Genomic DNA, 16,446 nt, shown 5'->3' on the forward strand with positions numbered 1-16,446 from the left:
GTATAGGCATGAGGACCCGGGAACGCGACGCATTCGCAGCCCGGGAATCGCCATTGCCCAGATCCGCCACGGGACCTTCCATGTCTTCATTCCCCTCCAAACCTTCCCGCCTTGCCCGCCACCATGCCGTTGCCGCGGGCATCGCGCTGCTGGCCGTGCAGCTGTCTCCAGCCGCTCTGGCCCAGGCGGCACCGGCCCCGGTCACGGCCGCCAGCACCGACTTCCACATTCCCGCCCAGCCGCTGGACCAGGCACTGGCCCAACTGGCCCGCCAGGCTGGCCTGCAGCTGCTGGCCGCGCCTGAACTCGTGCAGGGCCGCCGTGCGCCCGCCGTGGAAGGGCGCCTGAGCACCGCCGCCGCCGTGGCCCGGCTGCTGCGCGGCAGCGGGCTGGAAGGCCATGCGAGCCAGGGCACGCTGGTGGTGGAAAAGCCCGCCGGCACCGTGGCCCTGCCCGAAGTCACGGTGTCCGCCGTGGGCGAGACCACGACCACCGAGGGCTCGGGCTCCTACACCACGGGGCTGATGAGCACCTCGACCAAGCTGCCGCTGTCCATCCGCGAGACGCCCCAGTCCCTCACCGTGGTCACGCGCCAGAAGATGGACGACCAGGGCATGCTGTCCATCGACGACGTGGCCAACAGCGCCACCGGCATCACCATCAACCGCTGGAGCGACGACCGGGCGCGCTACTTCTCGCGCGGGTTCGTGATCGGTTCGTTCCTGCAGGACGGCGTGCCCGTCTCGTATGAAACCGACACCTCCACCTACGACACCATGGCCATGTACGACCACGTGGAAGTGGTGCGCGGCCCCACGGGCCTGATGACGGGCGTGGGCGACCCTTCGGGCACCATCAACTTCGTGCGCAAGCGCGCGCCGCGCACCACCCAGCGCTCGGTCACCCTGCGCGGCGGCAGCTGGAACCAGGCCGTGGGCGAGGTCGATGTGGGCGGCGCCCTCAACGAGGACGGCTCGGCGCGCGGGCGTGTGGTGGCCTCGGCCCAGTCGCGTGACCACTTCATCGATGGCTATAGCAGCCGCCGCCAGCTGCTGTACGGCACCGCCGAGTTCGACCTGGGGCGCGACACCACGCTGAGCGTGGGCGGCTCCTATGTGAACGAAGACAACCCCGGCTCGCAATGGATGGGCGTGCCCATGGGCTTCGATGGCTCCTTCCTCGACATTGCGCGATCCAGGCGTTTCTCGCCCTCCTGGAGCAAATGGGACAAGAAGGAGGTCAGCCTGTTCGCCGACCTGGAGCACCGCTTCGACAACGGCTGGAAGGCCAGGCTGGCCGCGCGCGCCCTGCAGGCCCAGTCCGCGCTGGACGGCGCCTACCTGGTCTCGGGCGGCCTGGACGACCAGGGCCGCACGCGCTACGACGTGGCCGGCGGCCTGTACGACTACGACAAGCGCCAGCTCAGCCTTGATGCCTCGGCCCAGGGCCCCGTGCGCCTGTTCGGCCGCGAGCATGACCTGGCCTTCGGCCTCAGCCGCCGCACCATCCGCTGGAGCGACCAGGGCTACAGCTACCTGTCGCCCACGGGGGAATGGCTGATCGCCAATGGCGTCGATCCCTATACCTGGAACCCCGACTCGCTGGACCGCTCCGGCCTGCTGGCCGAAGACCTGTGGACGCGCCGCCAGAAGACCACGCTGACCTCGGCCTACGCCACGGGCCGCTTCCTGCTGGCCGAGCCGCTGAACCTGATCGCCGGCGCGCGCCTGGACTGGTACGACTTCACCAACGTCCAGCGCCAGGGCAGCTGGAGCCGGGAGCGCGAATTCAGCGAGAAAGCCCATGCCACGCCCTATGCGGCGCTGACCTATGACATCAGCAAGACCTACTCGGCCTATGCCAGCTACACCAGCATCTTCCGGCCGCAGGATTTTCTGGATGTCTCGGGCAGCATGCTGGCGCCGGTGGAGGGCCGCAATTTCGAGCTGGGCCTCAAGGGCAGCTACCTGGACGAGCGCGTGAACCTGGCCGTTGCCGTGTTCAACACCACGCAGGACAACCTGCCCCAGGCCATCGCGGACATCAACTCCTGCACGGTGAAGACCAATTGCTACCGCTCCGTCGGCAAGGTCAAGAGCAAGGGGCTGGACGTGGACATCAGCGGCGAGATCCTGCCGCGCCTGAACGCCGGCCTTGGCTATACCTTCACCCAGGCCGAGATCGCCAGCGACAGCACCGAAGGCGCCAAGGGCGCGCCCTATGCCAGCTACACGCCGCGCCACCAGCTCAAGCTGTCGGCCATGTACCACCTGGGCGGCGAGCTGGGCGCATGGCGCGTGGGCGGCGGCCTGCGCTACCAGAGCCGCACCACGTCCGAGTCGCTGACCAGCGCCGAGGGCTATGCAATCCGCCAGCCCGCCCATGCCGTGGCCGACCTGGTCATCGGCTATCGCGTGAACCGGCAGCTGGACCTGCAGATGAACATCAGCAACCTGTTCGACCGCCGCTATTTCGAGACCCTGGGCACGGCCAACGGCGGCAACTATTTCGGCGTGCCGCGCAGGCTGCTGCTGACGGCCAAATACCAGTTCTGAACCGCCCATGAAAATGCCCCGCCGGTGGCGGGGCATGGAAGAAAGTGTGAAGCGCGCCGATAAGCCGGATTCTGTGCACGCGGTTGCCCGCATGTGACCGCCATTAATCTGGGCCGGGCGTCGCCGCCCGGCTCGGTGCTACCTACCCGCACACTCCGGGGGCCCCGTCAACGTGTGCCTACTTGGTATTGCTGCGCGTAGAGATTGCCCGTTTCACCCGGGGACGCGTTCCGCGTCCCCGGGTGGCTATGGGGCCCAGGCTTTCGCCTGGGCGTCTGGCTTGCGCCATCCGTCGCCAGCTTGCGCTGGCACCCCATAGAACACCAAGTTGGCGGCACATGTCCCCGACTCGTCTCTGTTGCTCTGATCCTCACCTCACGGTGGACAGCCGTTAGCTGCTACGCTGCCCTGTGCAGTCCGGACGTTCCTCCAGTGCCGTGTTTCCACGATTGCACCAGCGGCGGTCTGGCGTGCTTCACGGGCGGCATTATCTCGCGGCTGGGGCCGGGCTGCAGACAGATGGCGCAACAGCCTCACGGAGGCATGCAGAACTCGCGGCGGAATTGTTCGGGTGAGGTCCCGGCCTCGCGCTGGAACATGGCGATGAAGGCCGAGGGCGTGCTGTAGCCCAGGTCATAGGCGATCTGCTGCACGCTCAGGCCGGCCTCCAGCGCATCGATGGCCAGCAGGTAGCGCATGCGCTGGCGCCATTCGCCCAGGCCCATGCCCAGCTCGCGCTGGCAGTGGCGCGCCAGGGTGCGTTCGGTCATGTGCACGCTGGCGGCCCATTGGGCCAGGCTGCGGTGGTCCTCGGGCGCAGCGCGCATGCGGGTCAGCACTTCGACCAGGGCCGGGTGTTCGGCGGCCGGCAGATAGCCGGGCTCCACGGGAACGGCCCGCAACTGGTCGTAGAGCACACGGGCCAGGCGCAGGTCGGCGTCGGTGGCGGGAATGTGCACGTCGCGCACGGCAAAGTCGGCCAGGATGGCCTTGACGATGGCGCCGATGCGCATGGAGCACGGCTGCGCCGGCAGCTCCCTGCACAGCGCAGGCGCCAGGTAGACCGAGCGGTAGACCACGGCGTGCGCCACATGGCAGCTGTGCACCACGCCGGGCGGCACCCAGACGCCGTACTGCGGCGGCGAGACCCAGCGCTGGCCTGCCGTGTCCATGCACATGCTGCCGTGGGGCGTGTAGTTCAGGTGGCCCCAGCTGTGGCTGTGCGGCGGCACCTCGGTGTCGGCGCCGAATTCGTCGTAGCGGAAGTAGTACTCGCCCGGCACATCCTCGACGTTCTGGATGCGCATGGGCTTGCTGGGACGGGGCATGGCGGATGGTCCGGGTTGCGCTATCGATTGTCCGAAACCAGGGATGCACTCCAAGTCGGACAGAACGATCATAGGACCAGTCTTAGGAGTCTTCCAATGGGGTCTTACCTTTTCCCTTTGATCGCCGTGCTCATCTGGTCGGTCAATACCGTGGTCAGCAAGATGGCGGCCGACAGCATCGGCGCGGCCGAGATCGGTTTCTACCGCTGGCTGGTGGCAGCCGTGCTGTTCACGCCCTTCCTTTTGCCGTCCATCTGGCGCCAGCGCGCCGACATCCGGCCGCTGCTGCCGCGCCTCATCGTGCTGGGGATGCTGGGCATGGTGATCTACCAGAGCCTGGCCTACTACGCGGCCCATATGACATCGGCCACGCACATGGGCCTGATCGGCTCGCTCACGCCCATGATGGTGCTGGGCCTGTCCACCGCCATGCTGGGCCAGGCGCTGAGCCGGGGCGCCGTGCTGGGCTGCGTGCTGGCGATTGCGGGCGTGGCCCTGGTGGTGTCTTCGGGGCAGCCTGCCACCTTGCTCACCCAGGGCCTCAATGGCGGTGACGCGCTGATGTTCGTGGCCATGCTGGCCTATGCCGTCTACAACATCCTGCTCAAGCGCTGGCCCATGCCGCGCCTGGCCACGGTGCAACTGCTGTACCTGCAGATCCTGGTGGCCGTGATCGCGCAGCTGCCGCTGTTCCTGATGGCGCCGCGCACGGGGCTGAACGCGGCCAACCTGCCGCTGGTGGGCTTTGCGGGCATCATGGCCTCCATCGCCGCGCCGCTGCTGTGGATGATGTCGGTGGCGCGCATAGGGCCGGGCCGCTCCAGCATGTTCTTCAACCTCGTGCCCATCTTCACGGCCGTGATCGCCTTCATGGCATTGGGCGAGCCCCTGGCGGCCTACCACGCCGTGGGCGGCGTGCTGACCATCGGCGGCCTGCTGCTGGCCGAGCTGTGGAAGCAGCCTTTGCGCGCACCGCGTGCCGCCGCCACCGCCTGAAAAAATCAGGGTTTTCCCGAGCTCAAATGGTGCACGCATGCCGCATGCCGGTGCGGCGCCCGCACCATTGCTGCCCATAAGAATTTGCATTCAGGCCTGCTCATAATTTCTTGTTGGACAGCCCTGTCCTGCCTTTCGATACTGCCGCCAAAGGAACCGCTGCAAGCGCCAGACGCCTGAGGTTCCCACGACACACGGGCCCGGTCCCAGCGGCCTGGCCCGTGTGCCCGCTGCACTTTCGAAGACAGGAGACACCCCATGAGCAGCCCGGCATCCGCCGCACATCCCCTCGCACAGAGCACAGGCGCCGGCGAGGCCGCGTCCCTCGACATGGACGCCACCTACCGCAAGATCGCCTGGCGCCTGATCCCTTTTCTGGTCCTGCTCTTCATCCTGGCCTGGATAGACCGCGTCAACGTCGGTTTCGCCAAGCTGCAGATGCTGGACGACCTGCAGTTCAGCGAGGCCATCTACGGCCTGGGCGCAGGCATCTTCTTCATCGGCTACTTCCTGTTCGAAGTGCCCAGCAACCTGCTGCTGGAGAAGATCGGCGCACGCAAGACGCTGGCGCGCATCACCATCCTGTGGGGCGCGGCCTCCATGGCCATGGCCTACGTGACCACGCCCACCATGTTCTACGTGCTGCGCTTCGTGCTGGGCGTGGTGGAGGCCGGCTTCTTCCCCGGCGTGGTGCTGTACCTGACCTACTGGTTCCCGGCCCGCCACCGGGCGCGCGTCAACGGCCTGTTCATGACCTCGTTCGCCATTGCAGGCGCCGTGGGCGGCCCGATTGCGGGCGCCATCATGAATGGCATGCAGGGCGTGGGCCATCTGTCCAACTGGCAGTGGCTGTTCATCCTGGAAGGCATTCCCTCGGTGATCGCCGGCTTCTTCGTGCTGCTGTACCTGCCCGAAAAGCCCGCCAACGCCAGGTGGCTGAGCGCGGCCGAGCAGCGCGCCGTGACCGCCGCCGTGGAGGCCGAGAACCAGGGCGGCCACAAGCATGTGTCCTTCCTGGACGCCTGCCGCAACTACCGCGTGTGGCTGTGCGCCGCCGTATATTTCTGCATCGTCAGTGGCAACGCCACCATCGCGTTCTGGTCGCCGTCCATCATCAAGGAGATCGGCATCCAGAACACGCTGCAGATCGGCCTGATCTCGGCCATTCCCTTCCTGGCCGGCACCCTGGCCATGGTCTGGAACGGCATGCATTCGGACAAGACCGGCGAGCGCCGCATGCACTGCGCCCTGTCCGCGCTGATCGCGGCGGCGGGCCTGATCCTCACGGGCCTGTTCCTGCACAACGCCGTGCTCGCCCTGTGCGCGCTGACGCTGGCCTCCATCGGCATCCTCGCGGCCTTTCCCGTGTTCTGGTCGATTCCTGCCGCCTTCCTGGCCGGCACGGCGGCGGCCGGCGGCATTGCGCTGATCAACTCCATCGGCAACCTGGCCGGCTTCGTGGCGCCCTACATGATCGGCGCGCTCAAGACCAGCACGGGATCGCTGTCCTCGGGCCTGTACTTCGTGGCAGCCCTCGAATTCCTGGCGGCCTTCCTGGTCGTGCTCTTCGTCAGGAAGCAGTGAGGCCTGCGCGTGCGGTGCCGCTCCACGCCCTCCGCACGCCACAGCCTGACTTCCGCGTTTTCTCACCGGGGCCCGCGGCCCCGAATTCCCCCTGGATCGCCTGCCATGCAACTGCAGTTCACCACCCCCGAAGGCCAGACCTTCGCCCCTGAATTCGACACCCTCATCGTCGCCGGCTGGGCCGGCCGCGACCGCGATGCCATCGAGCACCACATCGAGGAGCTCGCCGCCATCGGCATCCCGCGCCCCAGCGCCGTGCCGCTGTACTACCGCATCTCCAGCAACCAGCTGAGCCAGCGCAGCGCGCTGCAGGTGCTGGGCCCGGACTCCTCGGGCGAGGTCGAGGTCTTCGTGTTCACGCACGAAGGCGAGATGTTCGTGAGCCTGGCCTCCGACCACACGGACCGCAAGCTGGAAGCCTACAGCGTGGCCTTTTCCAAGCAGGCCTGCGTCAAGCCCGTGGCCACCCAGGCCTGGCGCTTTGCCGACGTGGCCGGCCACTGGGATGAGCTGGTCGTGCGCTCGTGGATCGTGGAAGACGGCCGCGAGGTGCTCTACCAGGAAGGCACGCTGGCCAGCCTGCGCACGCCCCAGGACCTGATCGCAGGCTTCACGGGCGGCAAGGATCTGCTGCCCGCAGGCTGCGGCATGACCTGCGGCACGGTGGGCGCCATCGGCGGCATCCGCCCCTCGACGCAGTTCTCCATGGAGCTGTACGATCCCCGCAGCCAGCGTTCCATCCGCCACAGCTACCGCAGCGAACTGCTGGACGTCGTGGCCTGAGCCGCGACTCCGATCCGCCCACGCCCGCCTTCACCCACAGGACTTCCCACATGACCCAAGCCCTCCCCCTGCCCAGCCTGGAACTGGCATCACAGCGCCTGCATGGCGGCGAAACCACCTCGGTGCAGCTGACCGAGCAGGCCCTGGCCCGCACCATGTCGGGGGAAGGCCCCAAGGTGTTCACGCGCGTGTTCCAGGGCGCGGCCCTGGCCGAGGCCCGCGCCAGCGACGTGCTGCGTGCGGCCGGCCTGGCGCGCTCGCCCATCGAGGGCCTGCCGGTCTCGGTCAAGGACCTGTTCGACATCGCCGGCTTTCCCACGCTGGGCGGCTCGCGCCTGCTGGCCGACGCACCGCCCGCGCAGCGCACGGCCGAAGTGGTGCAGCGCCTGCGCCAGGCCGGCGCCGTCATCGTGGGCACGACCAACATGACCGAGTTCGCCTACTCGGGACTGGGCATCAACCCGCACTACGGCACGCCGCGCAATCCCTGGCAGCGTGACGAGGACGGCGGCCGCATCCCGGGCGGCTCGTCCTCGGGCGCGGCCATCTCGGTCACCGACGGCATGGCCATGGCGGCCATCGGCTCGGACACAGGCGGCTCGGTGCGCATTCCTTCGGCGCTGTGCGGGCTCACGGGCTTCAAGCCCACGGCGCGCCGCGTGAGCATGGAAGGCGTGCTGCCGCTGTCGGCCAACCTGGACTCCATCGGCCCGCTGGCCCCCAGCGTGCGCTGCTGCGCCACGCTGGACGCCATCCTCTCCGGCGAGCCGCTGGGCGAGCTGCATGCCGCCCCGCTGCAGGGCCTGCGCCTGCTGGTACCCACCAACGTGGTGCTGGACGGCATGGACGCCACCGTGGCCGCGGCCTGGGAGCGCACGCTGGCCCGGCTGTCGCAGGCGGGCGCCCACATCACCCATGCCGTGGTCGCGCCCTTCGGCGAGCTGGCCGACATCAATTCCAAGGGCGGCTTCACGGCCGCCGAGGCCTGGGCCTGGCACCGCCACCACATCGCCACGCGCCTGTCCGAGTACGACCCGCGCGTGGGCACGCGCATCCTGCGCGGCAAGGACATCAGCGCGGCCGACTACATCGACCTGCTGGCACGCCGCAGGCAGTGGATTGCCACCGTGAGCACGCAGATGGCCGACCATGACCTGATCGTCATGCCCACCGTGCCCGTGGTCGCCCCGAAGATCGCCGACCTCACGCAGAGCGACGAGGCCTACTTCGGCGCCAACGGCCTGATCCTGCGCAACCCCACGCTGATCAACTTCCTCGACGGCTGCGCCATCTCCCTGCCCTGCCACCGCGCAGGCGAGGCACCCGTGGGCCTGAGCCTGGCCGGCCTCGGCGGGCAGGACCGGCGACTGCTGTCCGTGGCCCTGGCCGTGGAGCAGCTGCTAGCTTCGGCGCAGGGCTGATCGACCAGGCGGCCTCGGGCCTAGCCGCCCAGGCCGCTGCCCGGCAGCCGCGCCACGGCCTGGCCGTGGTTCAGCGCAAAGGCGGCAGCAGTCTCCTCGGCCGCGCGCGCCACCACTTCGGTCAGCGGGTTCTGGTGGTCATTGCGGTAGCAGGCCACCAGCGGCAGCGAGGGGAACTCCCGGTCCACGCGCAGCAGGCGCAGGCGCTGCTCGGCCAGCTCGCGCTGGATGATGGCCGGCGGCACGGCGGCCACGCCCAGGCCGTCGCAGACCACGCGGATCATGGTGGCCACCGAGGCAATGCAGTTCAGGTGCACCGAGGCGCTGCTTTCGGTGGAGAACAGCTGCTCGATCACCGCATACGGCTCGGAGCCGCGCGCAAAGCACATGATGGGAAAGGCCGCCAGCTCGGCCAGGCTCAGGGTCTCGTCGCCAATGCCCAGCTTGGGGCTGCCCACCCAGGCCATGGGAAATTCACCCAGCGACAGATGGCCCACGCCGGCCGCCGTCACGGGCTTGGCCTGCAGCGACAGGTCCAGCTGGCCCTTCACCAATTGATCGGACATGTGCAGCGTGGTGTCGCAGGCGATCTCCACCTGCAGGCGCGGATAGCGCTGCTGCAGCAGCGCCAGGAAATCGGGAAACCAGCTGTGCACGATGGACTCGATGGCGCCGATGCGGATCACGCCCGCATAGGCCTGCTTGTCCAGCATGTCCTCGCGCATCTCGCGCATGAGGCGCAGCATGCGCTCGGCATGGACCAGGGCCTTGGCGCCGTCGGCTGTGAGCGTGACCTCGCGCACGCCACGGTCGAACAGGCGCACGCCGAACTCCTGCTCCAGCGTGGCGATGCGGCTGGAGACGGCGGCCTGCGTGGTGTACAGCCGCTCGGCCGTCATGCGGAAATTGCGCAGTTCGGCCAGCAGCACAAAGGTTTCCAGGAACCGTAGATTCATGCGGCGATGTTAGCCGTCCAGGCCATATCGATATAGCCCATGCATGGAACGCCTGCGTGCACAATGCTCCGTGACCGCGCACGCTGGCTGCGCAACACCCCGACTGTCCAACCACCACCCCAAAATCGCGGAGGTCCGATGAGAGCTGACAACATCCTGCAAACGATTGGCAACACGCCCCACGTGCGCATCAACCGCCTGTTCGGCGCCGGTGCCAATGTGTGGATCAAGTCCGAGCGCGGCAACCCCGGCGGCTCCATCAAGGACCGCATCGCGCTGGCCATGGTCGAGGACGCCGAAAAATCCGGCGCCCTGCAGCCCGGCGGCACCATCATCGAGCCCACCAGCGGCAACACCGGCGTGGGCCTGGCCCTGGTGGCCGCCGTCAAGGGCTACAAGCTGGTGCTGGTCATGCCCGAGAGCATGAGCATCGAGCGCCGCCGCCTGATGCTGGCCTACGGCGCCAGCTTCGACCTCACGCCCAAGGAAAAGGGCATGAAGGGCGCCATCGCCCGCGCCCAGGAACTGGCCAGCCAGACACCCGGCGCCTGGATTCCCCAGCAGTTCGAGAACCCCGCCAACATCGATGTGCATGTGCGCACCACCGCCCAGGAAATCCTGGCCGACTTCCCCGAAGGCCTGGATGTGCTGATCACCGGCGTGGGCACGGGCGGCCACCTGACCGGCGTGGCGCGGGTGCTCAAGGCCCAATTCCCCCAGCTCAAGGTCTTCGCCGTGGAGCCTGCCGCCTCGCCCGTGATCTCGGGCGGCCAGCCCTCGCCCCACCCCATCCAGGGCATTGGCGCAGGCTTCGTGCCCAAGAACCTGGACACCAGCCTGCTGGACGGCGTGATCCAGGTCGAGGCCGAACCCGCGCGCGAGTACGCACGCCGTTCGGCCCGCGAGGAAGGCATCCTGGTCGGCATCTCCTCGGGCGCCACCCTGGCCGCCATCGCGCAGAAGCTGCCCGAGCTGCCCGCAGGCGCCAAGGTGCTGGGCTTCAACTACGACACGGGCGAGCGCTACCTGTCGGTGGAAGGCTTCCTGCCGGCCTGACCGCCCTGCCCCCTGAACAAGCCAAAGGCCCTTCGCGGGCCTTTTGTCATGGCAGATCCGTTCAGATCGTCAGGCCCTGAGCCAGGTGCCGCAGCAGCGCATCCACCTTGGGCAGCAACTGGCGGCTGCGCGGCCAGACCAGGTGCAGCGGCAGGCCATCGACTTCGGCGCCGGGCAGCAGCCGCAGCAGGTGGCCATCGCGCAGCGGCGCCTCAACCATCCACGTGGCCAGTTGGGCGATGCCGCAGCCCGCCATCACGGCAGCCACCACCGCTTCGCCATCGCCCAGCACCATGCGCGGCTGCACCGCAATGGCTCCGGCACTGCTCTGCCATGCACTCATGCCTGCATCGGTCCTTCCATAGGCCACGGCATCATGGCCGGCCAGTGCCTGCAGGCTGTCAGGCGCTCCGCGCCGCTCCAGATAGGCAGGCGATGCGCAGAACACCAGCCGCTCCCGCCCCAGCAGACGCTGGCCCAGCCCCGCAGGCAGCTGCACGCTGCCGCCTATGCGCACGGCCACGTCGATGCCTTCGTCCACCACGTCCACGAAGCGGTCCGTGAACGACACCTGGGGCTGCACCGCCGCATGGCGCTGTGCAAACTCCAGCAGCAGCGGCATCACCTTGAGCCGTCCGTACAGCGCCGGCAGGTCCACGCGCAGCCTGCCTGCGGGCTCCAGGTGCTCGGCGGCCAGCACCTGCTCGGCCGACTCCAGCTCGCCCAGCACGCGCACACAGGTGCGGTAGAAGGCCTCGCCGGCATCGGTCAGCCGCAGCCGCCGCGTCGTACGTTCAAACAGGCGCGTCGCCAGCCGGGCTTCCAGCCGGGCCACGGCCTTGCCCACGGCCGAGCCTGTCAGGTGCAGCCGCTCGGCAGCAGCCGTGAAACTGCCCGCGTCTGCGGTACAGACAAAGGCCTCGATACCCTTGAGACGCTCCGAAGGAAACATGGCGATGGCGGCTTTCATTCAAGAATCAATTTCCAGTATCTGCAGAAAATTCATCCGAGATAAGAATTTACATCTTAAATAAGCTCGCGGTCCTGTTGTTTCTTTTCCCGGAGTCTTTGCGCATGTCCCCTGCCCCATCCCTGAACCGCGATGCCCGCCCCTCCATTCCTGCCACCCAAGGCAAGGCCGCCACCGCCGTGCTGGCGGTGGCGGCTTTCGTCATCGTCACAACGGAGTTCCTGATCGTCGGCCTGCTGCCGGCGCTGGCGCGCGACCTGGGCACCAGCGCTGCGGCGGCCGGCCAGCTGGTCACGCTGTTCGCCCTGGTCGTGGCGCTGGCCGGTCCGCCGCTCACGGCCTGGCTGGCACCGGTGGGCCGCAAGCGCCTGTTCGTGGCCATTGCCCTGCTGTTTGCGGGCTCCAATGCGCTTGCGGCCGTGGCGCCCAGCCTGGGCGTGCTGGCACTGGCGCGCCTGCTGCCGGCCATGGCGCTGCCGGTGTTCTGGGGCACGGCCAGCGAAACCGCTGCGCAACTGGCAGGACCGTCACGCGCAGGCCGTGCCGTGGCCAGCGTCTACCTGGGCATTTCTGCGGCGCTGCTGCTGGGCATTCCCCTGGGCACGCTGGCCGCCGATGCCGTGGGCTGGCGCGGCGCCTTCGGCCTGCTGGCCCTGCTGTCGCTGCTGGTGGCCCTGGCCCTGCAATGGAAGATGCCGGCGCTTGAAGGCGCGCCCCGCATGCCCCTGGCGCAGCAGTTGCGCGTGTTGCGCACTCCCCGGTTCCTGGCGCAGATTGCGCTGTCGGTGCTGGTCTTCACGGCCATGTTCACGGCCTATACCTATCTGGCCGAAATCCTGGAGCGCGCCGCCGGCGTGGCACCCGCACGCGTGGGCTGGTGGCTGATGGGATTTGGCGCCGTCGGCCTGGCCGGCAACTGGCTGGGCGGGCGCTGGGCCGAGCGCCACGCGCTGAGAGTCACAGCGGCCCTGTGCCTGTTACTGGCCCTGGGCATGGCGGCCACCGTGCAGCTAGCCCAGGCCCTGCCCTGGCTGGTGGTCGCGCTGGCCGTCTGGGGCGTGGCCAACACGGCCCTGTACCCGGTCTGCCAGATCCGCGTCATGCAATCCGCACCCCAGGCGCAGGCCCTGGCGGGCACGGCCAATGTCTCGGCCGCCAATGCCGGCATTGCGCTGGGTGCCCTTTTGGGCGGATGGGCACTGCAGACCGCAGGCCCTCTGTCCACGGGCCGGGTTGCCGCCGACCTGGCCATGCTGGCGGCCGTGGCGGCGCTGTGCATGGCACGCTCGGGGCGAGCAAGGCACGCGCACTGCGCATGATCCACTCCATGAAGAGCCAGGACCGGCAACCGCAGCGGCGTGCATTGTTGCTGGCCGCTGCATGCTGCGTTGTCTGCTCGCGCACAAAGTGAACCGCCTCGGGCCTGGACAATCCGTACCGGCGCCGCGACCGCATCCCGGACCGCCGCCTGTGTGCAGCGCAGACGTGACGCCCAACCCGGCGTAAGACAGTTGTGTGGAGATCTCTTACAAAACATGTTGCGTCCAAAGGTCATGCTGAACGCGCATCGGGCAAACCCGACTCTGGCCTACGATGGTCTGACCAAGGAGTAAAAAAATCTTGTTCGGTTTCTTTGAAAAACGCGTCCCGCCCTATCCCAGCGTCGAGCCCACGGTCCCGCCCAAGGGCTTTTTTGCCTTCATCTGGGCCTGCACGCAAGGCATGCGCGGCTGGATCGCGCTGCTGACCTGCACCTCGGCGCTGCTGGCCGTCTACGAGGCGGCGCTGTTCGCCCTGATGGGCCATGTGGTGGACTGGCTTTCCACCGTGTCGCCGGCAGGCTTCTGGGAGCAGCAGCGCGGCACGGTCTGGGGCATTGCCGCCATCCTCTTGTCCAGCGTGCTGCTGCTGGCCTTTCACACGGCAGTGATGCACCAGGTGCTGGCCATCAATTTCCCCATGCGCCTGCGCTGGGTGTTCCACCGGCTGATGCTGGGCCAGAGCATGTCGTTCTATGCGGACGAGTTCGCGGGCCGCATCACCACCAAGATCATGCAGACGGCGCTGTCGGTGCGCGAAGTGGTGTTCATGGTGGTCGATGTGCTGGTGGGCGTGAGCGTCTACATGATCGGCATCCTGGTGCTGGCGGCCAGCTTCGAGTGGCGGCTGATGATTCCGTTCGCGCTGTGGCTGCTGGCCTATATCGGCGCCTGCTTCTACTTTGTTCCGCGCCTGGGCAAGATCGGCAAGGAGCAGGCCGATGCGCGCTCCATGATGACGGGCCGCGTGACCGATGCCTATACCAACATCGCCACCGTCAAGCTGTTCGCCCACACGCGCCGCGAGGCCGAGTACGCTCGCAACGCCATGGACGCCTTCAAGTCCACCGGCTATGCGCAGATGCGGCTGGTCAGCCTGTTCGAGATCACCAACCACCTGATGATCACCCTGCTGCTGGTGGGCTCCACGGGCACGGCGCTGTACCTGTGGTCTGCCGGCCAGGCCAGCGCGGGCGTGGTGGCAGCGGTGATTGCCATGGCGCTGCGGCTGATGGGCTATTCGCACTGGGTGATGTGGCAGATGACGGGCCTGTTCGAGAACGTGGGCACCATCCAGGACGGCATCCTCACGCTGACCAAGCCGCGCACCATCGTGGATGCGCCCGACGCCAGGCCGCTGCAGGTCACGCACGGCGCCATCGCCTTCGAGGACCTGAGCTTTGCCTACAAGGACGGCGGCAAGCAGGTGATCGACCACCTGAACCTGCACATTCGCGCCGGCGAGCGCATCGGCCTGATCGGCCGCTCGGGCGCGGGCAAGTCCACGCTGGTGAACCTGCTGCTGCGCTTCCATGAACCCCAGGGCGGGCGCATCACCATCGACGGGCAGGACATCCGTACCGTCACGCAGGACAGCCTGCGCGGCGCCGTGGGCATGGTGACGCAGGACACCTCGCTGCTGCACCGCTCCATGCGCGACAACATCCTCTACGGCCGCCCCGATGCGACCGAGCAGGAGATGCTGGCCGCCGCGGACAAGGCCGAGGCCTCGGACTTCATCGCCACGCTGACCGACCTCAAGGGCCGCAGCGGCTACGACGCCCAGGTGGGCGAGCGCGGCGTCAAGCTGTCGGGTGGCCAGCGCCAGCGCGTGGCGATTGCGCGCGTGATGCTCAAGGACGCGCCCATCCTGCTGCTGGACGAGGCCACCAGCGCGCTGGACAGCGAGGTCGAGGCCGCCATCCAGCAAAGCCTGGACAGCCTCATGCACGGCAAGACCGTGATCGCCATCGCCCACCGCCTGTCGACCATCGCGGCCATGGACCGGCTCATCGTCATGGACCAGGGCCAGATCGTCGAGCAGGGCACGCACCAGCAACTGCTGGAGCTGGGCGGCATCTACGCCAAGCTGTGGTCGCACCAGAGCGGCGGCTTCCTCGCAGAGCAGGGCTCGGAAGCTGCCAACGCCAACGGCTAGACGCTCACCGGCTGGTGGACCTGCGGGCCATGGCCGGGTTGCCCCTCAATCCTCCAGGCCTATGTTCTGCACGATCTTCTTCTCGTCCTCGAACGCCTTCCTGGCGAACGCCGTGTACTCCTGGCTGCCGCGGAACTGCGTGCGCACGCCGTAGTTGCCGACGACCTGGCGGAAGGCCGGGTCGTCCATGGCGGCCTTGATGGCGGCTTCGAGCTTGCGCACGATCTCGGGCGGCAGGCCGCGCGGCCCAGCAATGCCCAAGGGCGAGGGCACATCGAAGGCATAACCGGCCTCGCGGAACGTGGGCACGTTGGCAAAGGCCTCGGGCCGCACCTCGGAGGCCGAGGCCAGCGCGCGCAGCTTGCCCGAGCTCAGGTACGGCAGCACCGTGTTGGCGTACACGCCGGACTTGATGTGGCCGGCCATCAGCGAGTTCAGCGCCTCGGCATCGCCCTTGAAGGGCGCATGCGTGAAGCGTGCGCCCGTGGCCTGCTCCAGCAGCGCCATCACCACGTGGTTGGCCGTGAACTTGCCCGGCGTGCCGTAGTCCACGGCACCCGGATTCTTCTTGGCGAACTCGACCAGGTCCTGCACCGTCTTGAACGGCGAGTCCTGGGGCACGGCCAGCACGAAGTCATAGGTCATGTAGGTGGCGATGTAGCTGAGATCGCGCACCGGGTCGTACTGCACCTTCTGGATGTGCGGCTGGCGGAAGATGCTCACGGGCGCCAGCGTCAGGCGATAGCCGTCCGGCTTGGCCGATCGCATGTCCATCACGCCCATGGACGCGCCTGCGCCGGGCTTGTTCTCGATCACCACGGTCTGCCCCAGCTGCTTGCCCATGCCCTGGGCCAGCGCACGCGCCACCACATCGGTCACGCCGCCCGCGCCGTAGGGCACGACCAGGCTGATGGGGCGGCTGGGATAGCTGTCCTGCGCCCATGCTGCGCCCGTCATCAGGACCGATGCGCACATCCATGCGCCAAACACTCGTCTTTGCATTTCCATCTTCCTCAGAGGCTCACGACCATCGAACTTGCTGCTGTTCAATTTAGATGGATGCATGCCAACCATGGATTCGGGCAAGCCCGTAGCGTTGGGGCTTGTGGGGAAAACGCGCAGCGTGGGTGCGGGACTGATGGCTCTATAGCAGGGGGTGGCGTGGTTGCTTGGTTTGCGGGGGGTGGTGGGGTGTTTTTTTGCGCATTGTGGGGGGTGGGGCATGTCTTTGAGGCGACAGTCATGGGGCGGGATCTGTCTTCAAAGCTGCTGCCATTGATAGCTGTTTTTGTCCCTGCCGGGTGGTTGTTTTTCGAGGCC

General features: G+C 67.8%; 12 protein-coding genes and 1 other RNA gene. 8 read left to right on the plus strand and 5 right to left on the minus strand.

Features of this window, described 5'->3' with window-relative positions:
* Positions 1-80: 80 nt before the first annotated feature.
* On the plus strand, positions 81-2,555 hold the full coding sequence (locus tag DTS01S_RS16005; RefSeq protein ID WP_017406931.1) for a TonB-dependent siderophore receptor: 2,475 nt from the start codon (positions 81-83) through the stop codon (positions 2,553-2,555).
* A 44-nt stretch (positions 2,556-2,599) separates the two neighbouring features.
* Here the strand turns inward: DTS01S_RS16005 and rnpB are convergent.
* Together rnpB and DTS01S_RS16015 are read right to left on the minus strand one after the other, a co-directional pair.
* An RNA gene (gene rnpB, locus DTS01S_RS16010) (RNase P RNA component class A) lies at positions 2,600-3,032 on the minus strand.
* A 56-nt stretch (positions 3,033-3,088) separates the two neighbouring features.
* Positions 3,089-3,883, minus strand: coding sequence for an AraC family transcriptional regulator (locus DTS01S_RS16015; RefSeq protein ID WP_016453123.1), 795 nt, complete (start codon positions 3,881-3,883; stop codon positions 3,089-3,091).
* Positions 3,884-3,979: 96 nt separating this feature from the next.
* On the opposite strand from DTS01S_RS16015, the gene DTS01S_RS16020 reads away from it, so the two are divergent.
* The 4 genes from DTS01S_RS16020 to DTS01S_RS16035 all read left to right on the plus strand — a co-directional run bounded on the left by DTS01S_RS16020 (position 3,980) and on the right by DTS01S_RS16035 (position 8,667).
* A complete protein-coding gene (locus DTS01S_RS16020) occupies positions 3,980-4,879 on the plus strand; it encodes a DMT family transporter (RefSeq protein ID WP_046241200.1) in 900 nt (299 codons plus the stop codon).
* Between the two features lie 258 nt (positions 4,880-5,137).
* Complete coding sequence (locus DTS01S_RS16025; protein WP_016448052.1) at positions 5,138-6,463, plus strand: MFS transporter; 1,326 nt, start codon at positions 5,138-5,140, stop codon at positions 6,461-6,463.
* A gap of 105 nt (positions 6,464-6,568) precedes the next feature.
* Positions 6,569-7,246 (plus strand): DUF2848 domain-containing protein, encoded by a 678-nt coding sequence (locus tag DTS01S_RS16030; protein WP_061288110.1) that lies wholly within the window; start codon positions 6,569-6,571, stop codon positions 7,244-7,246.
* 50 nt (positions 7,247-7,296) lie between these two features.
* Positions 7,297-8,667 carry an amidase gene (locus tag DTS01S_RS16035; RefSeq protein WP_017406933.1) on the plus strand — a complete coding sequence of 457 codons (1,371 nt, stop codon included), beginning with the start codon at positions 7,297-7,299 and terminating at the stop codon, positions 8,665-8,667.
* Between the two features lie 20 nt (positions 8,668-8,687).
* On the opposite strand, the gene DTS01S_RS16040 is transcribed toward DTS01S_RS16035, so the two are convergent.
* Entirely contained in the window at positions 8,688-9,623 is a 936-nt protein-coding gene (locus tag DTS01S_RS16040; RefSeq protein WP_017406934.1) for a LysR family transcriptional regulator, read from the minus strand.
* Positions 9,624-9,761: 138 nt separating this feature from the next.
* On the opposite strand from DTS01S_RS16040, the gene cysK reads away from it, so the two are divergent.
* On the plus strand, positions 9,762-10,679 hold the full coding sequence (gene cysK / locus DTS01S_RS16045; protein WP_017406935.1) for a cysteine synthase A: 918 nt from the start codon (positions 9,762-9,764) through the stop codon (positions 10,677-10,679).
* A gap of 61 nt (positions 10,680-10,740) precedes the next feature.
* Here the strand turns inward: cysK and DTS01S_RS16050 are convergent, their stop codons facing one another.
* Positions 10,741-11,649, minus strand: coding sequence for a LysR family transcriptional regulator (locus DTS01S_RS16050; protein ID WP_017406936.1), 909 nt, complete (start codon positions 11,647-11,649; stop codon positions 10,741-10,743).
* Between the two features lie 104 nt (positions 11,650-11,753).
* Between DTS01S_RS16050 and DTS01S_RS16055 the strand changes: the two genes are divergently transcribed.
* The gene (locus DTS01S_RS16055; RefSeq protein ID WP_017406937.1) at positions 11,754-12,968 is read left to right on the plus strand and encodes an MFS transporter; all 1,215 of its coding nucleotides are present in this window, start codon (positions 11,754-11,756) and stop codon (positions 12,966-12,968) included.
* A 301-nt stretch (positions 12,969-13,269) separates the two neighbouring features.
* Positions 13,270-15,126, plus strand: coding sequence for an ABC transporter ATP-binding protein (locus DTS01S_RS16060; RefSeq protein ID WP_016448059.1), 1,857 nt, complete (start codon positions 13,270-13,272; stop codon positions 15,124-15,126).
* 45 nt (positions 15,127-15,171) lie between these two features.
* Here the strand turns inward: DTS01S_RS16060 and DTS01S_RS16065 are convergent, their stop codons facing one another.
* Complete coding sequence (locus DTS01S_RS16065) at positions 15,172-16,128, minus strand: tripartite tricarboxylate transporter substrate binding protein (RefSeq protein WP_016448063.1); 957 nt, start codon at positions 16,126-16,128, stop codon at positions 15,172-15,174.
* Positions 16,129-16,446: the final 318 nt, after the last annotated feature.

Origin of the sequence: Delftia tsuruhatensis NBRC 16741, assembly GCF_001571325.1 — a bacterium.
GTDB classification, from domain to species: domain Bacteria; phylum Pseudomonadota; class Gammaproteobacteria; order Burkholderiales; family Burkholderiaceae_C; genus Comamonas; species Comamonas tsuruhatensis.

Coding starts and splice junctions, on each gene's coding strand:
- DTS01S_RS16005 (WP_017406931.1), top strand. CDS start 81: ATGTCTTCATTCCCCTCCAAACCTTCCCGCCTTGCCCGCCACCATGCC.
- DTS01S_RS16015 (WP_016453123.1), bottom strand. CDS start 3,883: ATGCCCCGTCCCAGCAAGCCCATGCGCATCCAGAACGTCGAGGATGTG.
- DTS01S_RS16020 (WP_046241200.1), top strand. CDS start 3,980: ATGGGGTCTTACCTTTTCCCTTTGATCGCCGTGCTCATCTGGTCGGTC.
- DTS01S_RS16025 (WP_016448052.1), top strand. CDS start 5,138: ATGAGCAGCCCGGCATCCGCCGCACATCCCCTCGCACAGAGCACAGGC.
- DTS01S_RS16030 (WP_061288110.1), top strand. CDS start 6,569: ATGCAACTGCAGTTCACCACCCCCGAAGGCCAGACCTTCGCCCCTGAA.
- DTS01S_RS16035 (WP_017406933.1), top strand. CDS start 7,297: ATGACCCAAGCCCTCCCCCTGCCCAGCCTGGAACTGGCATCACAGCGC.
- DTS01S_RS16040 (WP_017406934.1), bottom strand. CDS start 9,623: ATGAATCTACGGTTCCTGGAAACCTTTGTGCTGCTGGCCGAACTGCGC.
- cysK (WP_017406935.1), top strand. CDS start 9,762: ATGAGAGCTGACAACATCCTGCAAACGATTGGCAACACGCCCCACGTG.
- DTS01S_RS16050 (WP_017406936.1), bottom strand. CDS start 11,649: ATGAAAGCCGCCATCGCCATGTTTCCTTCGGAGCGTCTCAAGGGTATC.
- DTS01S_RS16055 (WP_017406937.1), top strand. CDS start 11,754: ATGTCCCCTGCCCCATCCCTGAACCGCGATGCCCGCCCCTCCATTCCT.
- DTS01S_RS16065 (WP_016448063.1), bottom strand. CDS start 16,128: ATGCAAAGACGAGTGTTTGGCGCATGGATGTGCGCATCGGTCCTGATG.